Below are 6,786 nucleotides of genomic sequence, written 5' to 3' on the forward strand. Positions count from 1 at the left end.
AAGAATTAATAAATAATGGTAAACTAACTTTTAGGTTGATTTCTTGAAAAATACTTAAGTGTATTTAATTTATTAAGAAGTCGCATGGCTTTAAATTCAGATAAGTCGCTAATCTCTGAATCGGTTTGACGGAAATTATACGCTTGCTCCATGAGTTCTTTGTAGCGCTCATCGAGTTTTTTCTGACGGTTTTTTATGATATCATTGATGCTCATATAGTAGACTGAATAACAGATAGTTAAATATACATTTTTTTTCATAAATGAAAAACAATATTTAATTTATTTTTCAACTACTATAAAAAAGTTAATGATTAAGCTTGTTTTTAGTCCTGTAATGCAAACACTTTTTTAAGTAAATCGGTAGATCTAGAAGCTAAATTGGTACGTATTTCTTTTTCTTCTACGGCTATCATGGTATAAACACCTTTTAATGCTTCATTAGTTACATAATCCGTTAAATCTGGATTAACATCGGCAGTAAATGGAATGCTATTGTATTTGTTAATCAAATTTGCCCAAATCTCATCGGCTCCTACTTTACTAAAAGAATTCTTTATTACCGGATTAAATTTAGCGTATAATGCGGTTTGTGTTTTCGAGGTTAAATATTGGGTTGCAGCATCATCAGCACCAATTAAAATGGTTTTGGCATCGGCAAACGTTATACCTTTTACAGCATCAACAAAAATGGGGGTTGCTTCTTTAACTGCATCTTCAGCAGCTCTATTTAAAACTTTCAACCCTTCATCTGCCAGTTTACTTAATCCAATATCTCTAAGGCCTTTGTCAACTTTTTGTAATTCCTCTGGTAACATAATTTTAACCAGATCGTTTTTATAAAAACCGTCTGTTGCGGTAAGTTTGCTTACCTGTTTTTCAATGCCAAAATCCAAGGCTTGTCTTAAACCAGAAGCAATTTCATCGTTTCCAATGCCAATGGTTCCTTGAGGTAATTGGTTAACAACTTGTTGTAATTCTGCGCACGCAGTAAGATTTAATACTAAAACGAAAACTAAAATTTTACGAATCATGATTTTTTTGTTTGGGGTTAAAATAATGGTAAATATAGGTAATTAAGAAAAAATGACAGTTTTGTTATTATAAACCATCACTTTTCTATTAGCGTGTAATTTTATGGCATTCGCCAAAACTATTTTTTCTAAATCACGCCCTTTAGAAATTAAGTCCTCGATAGAATGTGAATGCGAAACGCGTGTTACACCTTGGTCTATAATGGGGCCTGCGTCAAGTTCTTCAGTTACATAATGACTGGTGGCACCAATAATTTTTACACCACGTTTAAAAGCGGAATGATAGGGTTTAGCTCCCACAAATGCTGGTAAAAATGAATGGTGAATGTTGATTATTTTATTTGGAAACTCGGCAATTAGTTTTTCAGAAATTATCTGCATATATCTAGCCAGTACAATAAAATTAATCTGATATTTTTCTAATAAATCCAATTGCTTTTGTTCAGCTTCTGCTTTGGTTTCTTTAGTAACCGGAATAAAGTAATAAGGTATTTTAAAATTATCTGCAATGGGTTTTAAATCTAAATGATTACTAATTATAAAAGGAATTTCTAGATTAAGTTCTCCCGAATTATAGCGTCCTAATAAATCGTATAAACAATGATCGTATTTAGAAACAAACAAGGCCATTTTAGGTTTTCTAGCCGAAGAATAAATGCGCCATTTCATATCAAAAATATCGGCCAAATTTATTCTAAAAGCATCTCTAAAGGCATCTGCAGAAAACGACTCTTTAGAAAATTCACTTTCCAAACGCATAAAAAATATGTTTTGTTCTCTGTCAACATGTTGGTCTATGTATACAATGTTGCCATCCTTTTTGGCGATAAAATTGGTAACAGAAGCAATAATGTTTGGTCGGTCTTTACAATGTATTAAAATAGTAATCTTTTGCATTAGCTGTAAAATGAATTGGTTTCAAAATTAATCTAAAAATGAGATAAGAGCATGCTGTGATTATAAATTTAGATAATCATTTATAATCGTATAGTTTTTTTGAATATTTCGTAAATTAGGAGCGTATAATTTAATTTATTTTAATAGGATGCAGAAAGCGCCATATAAACCAAAACATAAAGTTAGAATTGTAACTGCCACATCATTGTTTGATGGACATGATGCTTCCATAAATATTATGCGACGTATTATTCAGGCTACCGGTGTTGAGGTAATTCATTTAGGTCATGATAGAAGTGTAGAAGAAGTGGTTAACACTGCCATTCAAGAAGATGTGCATGCCATTTGCTTAACCTCGTATCAAGGTGGTCATAATGAATATTTTAAATATATGTTTGATTTGCTTAAAGAAAGAGGCGCAAGTCATATTAAGATTTTTGGCGGCGGTGGCGGTGTAATTTTACCGTCTGAAATTAAAGCGTTGATGGATTATGGTATTACCCGTATTTATTCGCCTGATGATGGTAGAGAAATGGGTTTGCAAGGCATGATTAACGATTTGGTCAAGCAATCTGATTTCGCCATTGGTGATACATTAGATATAGACCTTAATTCACTAAAAAATAAAAAAGCTACTGATATTGCCCGTTTTATTTCTTCAGCTGAAAATTTTCCTGAAGTTTCAAAAAGGGCATTAGAAGACATTCATACTAAAAACAAACATTCGAAAACTCCTGTTTTAGGCATTACTGGTACAGGTGGCGCTGGGAAATCATCGTTGGTAGATGAACTGGTGCGTCGGTTTTTAAAAGACTTTCCAGAAAAAACAGTCGGCATCGTTTCTGTCGACCCATCAAAACGAAAAACAGGTGGCGCTTTGTTAGGAGATAGGATCCGAATGAATGCGATAAACAATCCACGTGTGTACATGCGTAGTTTGGCAACGCGTCAATCTAATTTGGCGCTGTCTAAACATGTGCGTGAAGCCATTGCGATTTTAAAAGCTGCCGAATACGATTTAATTATTTTGGAAACCTCGGGAATCGGGCAATCCGATACAGAAATTGTTGAACATAGCGATGTTTCCATGTACGTTATGACGCCCGAGTTTGGTGCGGCATCACAATTGGAAAAAATTGATATGTTAGATTTTGCCGATTTGGTGGCCATCAACAAATTTGATAAACGGGGTTCTTTAGATGCCTTGCGCGATGTAAAAAAACAGTATATGCGTAACCACAATCTTTGGGATACACCCCAAGACAAGTTACCTGTTTTTGGAACCATTGCTTCACAGTTTAACGACCCAGGCATGAATACGCTTTATAAGGCAGTTATGGATACGTTGGTTGAAAAGACGTCGGCAGATTTACAATCATCTTTAACTATTTCAGAAGAAATGAGTGAGAAGATTTTTGTTATTCCGCCTTCACGAACCCGTTACCTTTCTGAAATTGCAGAAAATAATCGCAATTATGATCAGACTGTAAAAAGTCAGGTGGAACTCGCGCAAAAACTATATGGTATTTATAAAACAATTTGTTCTGTAGCGGTCATTTCTAACGAAAGTGAAAAATCAAATGTAAGTAAGTTAGGATTAAATCAGGAAGCCATTTTAAAACAGGTTGAAAGTAATGATGATAAAATCTTTTTAAATCTTTTATTTAAGGAGTTCGACCGTGTAAAGCTTAACTTCCATCCACATCATTGGGAAGTAATTGCAGGTTGGGAAGAAAAAGTCAATAAATACAAAAATCCAATTTATACCTTCAAAGTCCGAGGCAAAGACATAAAAATAGAAACGCAAACAGAGTCGCTTTCTCATGTGCAAATCCCAAAAGTAGCATTGCCAAAGTACCAAGCTTGGGGCGATATTTTGTCATGGGTTTTACAAGAAAATGTACCAGGAGAATTCCCATACACTTCCGGCTTATATCCTTTTAAGCGCACTGGCGAAGATCCCGCAAGAATGTTTGCTGGCGAAGGAGCACCAGAGCGCACCAATCGCCGATTTCATTATGTAAGTGCTGGTCTTCCCGCAAAACGATTGTCAACAGCGTTTGATAGTGTAACGCTGTATGGTAACGACCCTGATTTACGTCCAGATGTATATGGGAAAATTGGAAATGCAGGGGTAAGTATTTGTTGTTTAGATGATGCAAAAAAGTTGTATTCCGGTTTTAATTTGGCAGATGAAATGACCTCTGTGAGTATGACCATAAACGGTCCTGCGCCCATGTTATTAGGTTTTTTTATGAATGCCGCTATAGACCAGCAATGCGAACTTTATATAAAGGCACATGGTTTAGAAAAGGAAGTGGAGGCTAAAATTGAAACGCTTTATAAAAATAAAACACGTCCAAAATATAACGGTGAATTGCCAGAAGGTAACAACGGTTTAGGATTAATGTTATTAGGCGTTACCGGAGATCAGGTTTTACCAAATGCAGTTTATAAAGACATTAAAACCAAAACCATAGCACAGGTAAGAGGAACCGTGCAAGCAGATATTCTAAAAGAAGACCAAGCACAAAATACCTGTATTTTTTCAACAGAATTTGCACTTCGTTTAATGGGTGATGTACAGGAATATTTTATTAAAAATAAGATCCGTAATTTTTATTCGGTTTCAATTTCTGGTTATCATATAGCAGAAGCAGGCGCAAATCCTATAACGCAATTGGCCTTAACTTTATCTAACGGGTTTACTTATGTAGAGTATTACTTAAGTAGAGGGATGAAAATAAATGAATTTGGACCCAATTTATCGTTCTTTTTTTCAAATGGAATCGACCCAGAATATGCGGTTATTGGGCGTGTGGCGAGAAGAATTTGGGCAAAAGCCATGAAGCACAAATACCATGCAAACGAGCGAGCACAAATGCTAAAATACCACATTCAAACATCGGGCAGAAGTTTGCATGCGCAGGAAATAGATTTTAACGACATTCGAACCACCTTGCAAGCCTTGTACGCCATTTACGATAATTGTAATTCGTTACATACCAATGCGTATGATGAAGCTATTACCACCCCAACAGAAGAATCTGTACGTCGCGCCATGGCCATTCAACTTATAATTAATAAAGAATTAGGTTTGTCAAAAAATGAAAACCCTATTCAAGGGGCTTTTATAATTGAAGAATTAACCAATTTAGTTGAAGAGGCGGTCTTAATTGAATTTGACAGAATAAATGAACGCGGAGGTGTTTTAGGTGCCATGGAAACCATGTATCAGCGCAGTAAAATTCAAGAGGAAAGTTTGTATTACGAAACATTAAAGCACAATGGGGAATTTCCAATAATTGGTGTAAACACGTTTTTAAGCAGTAAAGGATCACCAACAGTTTTACCTGCAGAAGTAATTCGTGCTACCGAAGAAGAAAAACAGTTTCAAATTCAAACTTTGAAAAATTTGCATAATGCGAACAATACCGTTGATTTATTGAAAGACTTACAAACCAAAGCAATTCATAATGAAAACATTTTTGAAGCCTTGATGGATGTTTGTAAAGTATGTTCGTTAGGTCAAATAACAATTGCCTTATTTGAAGTTGGAGGTCAATACCGAAGAAATATGTAAACAGGACGTTTATTAGTAAAAGCGATGAATTAGTTCTATTTACAGGGTTATTTCATCGCTTTTTTTTGCATAAAAAACCACCTTGTAGTTGTATGTAAACCTTTTAACTAATTTTTTATGTGAAATTTTAGCCATTGCGGATTCATATTTAAATTTATCATGTAAAAATTGATTTTTCAATTAAACAGTCCCTCCCTAAATCTATAAGCTATGCAAACTACACTTAACTACAATTTTAAGAGAAAATCAGCAAATCATCTAGACTGGTTATTAAACATTATTAAATCCGAAAGATATTTTGAAATGGAATGCTCTGTTAAAAGCATGAGAAGCAACTTCCAAAGCAACAATACAGACTAATAATGCCCTTAATTAAATTTATTCATTAAGCAGAAATTACATGCCGACTACTAAAAACAATAATCTTTATAGTATTGTATTATTAAATTCTATTTATCCGTTATCGAAGTCATTAAATAAGTTTTTCGCAAAAGCGCTCGTTTGTTCAACTTATAAAAAAGGCGAACATATAGTAAGAAATGGTGAAGTTTGTGATAGAATTCATATTATAAGAAAAGGGTTAGTTCGGGGTTATTTTAACTATAATGGTAAAGAAATAACTACCTGGATAAGCGTTGATGGTGAATTAGTTACATCGATATCTGGATATTTTAAAAACAAACCAGCTATAGAAAATATTCAGTGTTTAGAAGATACATATACCGAAAGTTTAAGTTATCAAGATATGCATTATGCCATAGATAACTATAAGGAAATGAATCATTTAAATCGGATTTTATTAGAACAATATTATCTTCAATCTGAATATAGATCGTTTATGGCTAGAATTCCTGCGGCAAAAGATAGGTACGAATATTTTGTTAATCTTGTAAATCCGGAAATTGTAAAACGAGTTCCTAAAAAATATTTGGCATCACTACTAAATATGCGTCCAGAAACCTTATCGCGATTAGAGTAAAAAAGTAGGAAAAAAAATAATAAAAATTGACATATGTCAATTTTGGCTTCATTTTTTTCAGGATTATGTTTTTCTAAAATATTACTTTCGTTTCACTATCATAGATTTTAAGGTTTAAATAATTTATGATGAGTTAAATTGCTATTTTAACAAAAAATACTGAGTGTTTGAAGTTGTCTCTGCTATCAAACAAAAAACACACATCGACCGATGTGTGTTTTTTTTATGTGAAAATTGTCCCGTCCTAGAATAGTGTTACACTTAACACTTAATCATTCATGGAACCACAAGAAT

General features: G+C 33.8%; 5 protein-coding genes. 2 read left to right on the forward strand and 3 right to left on the reverse strand.

Annotated elements, in window-relative coordinates:
• Positions 1-23: 23 nt before the first annotated feature.
• From ACFQ0I_RS15260 to purU, 3 genes are all read right to left on the reverse strand, one after another.
• Positions 24-215 carry a Lacal_2735 family protein gene (locus tag ACFQ0I_RS15260; RefSeq protein WP_379943739.1) on the reverse strand — a complete coding sequence of 64 codons (192 nt, stop codon included), beginning with the start codon at positions 213-215 and terminating at the stop codon, positions 24-26.
• 110 nt (positions 216-325) lie between these two features.
• Positions 326-1,033 (reverse strand): DUF4197 domain-containing protein, encoded by a 708-nt coding sequence (locus ACFQ0I_RS15265; protein WP_379943741.1) that lies wholly within the window; start codon positions 1,031-1,033, stop codon positions 326-328.
• 42 nt (positions 1,034-1,075) lie between these two features.
• Complete coding sequence (gene purU, locus ACFQ0I_RS15270) at positions 1,076-1,930, reverse strand: formyltetrahydrofolate deformylase (protein WP_379943743.1); 855 nt, start codon at positions 1,928-1,930, stop codon at positions 1,076-1,078.
• Between the two features lie 148 nt (positions 1,931-2,078).
• Between purU and ACFQ0I_RS15275 the strand changes: the two genes are divergently transcribed.
• Together ACFQ0I_RS15275 and ACFQ0I_RS15280 are read left to right on the forward strand one after the other, a co-directional pair.
• A complete protein-coding gene (locus tag ACFQ0I_RS15275; RefSeq protein ID WP_379943745.1) occupies positions 2,079-5,513 on the forward strand; it encodes a methylmalonyl-CoA mutase family protein in 3,435 nt (1,144 codons plus the stop codon).
• Between the two features lie 400 nt (positions 5,514-5,913).
• The gene (locus ACFQ0I_RS15280) at positions 5,914-6,492 is read left to right on the forward strand and encodes a Crp/Fnr family transcriptional regulator (protein WP_379943747.1); all 579 of its coding nucleotides are present in this window, start codon (positions 5,914-5,916) and stop codon (positions 6,490-6,492) included.
• Positions 6,493-6,786 lie beyond the last annotated feature (294 nt).

It is taken from the genome of Mariniflexile aquimaris (assembly GCF_042676825.1).
In the GTDB taxonomy this organism is placed as follows: domain Bacteria; phylum Bacteroidota; class Bacteroidia; order Flavobacteriales; family Flavobacteriaceae; genus Mariniflexile; species Mariniflexile aquimaris.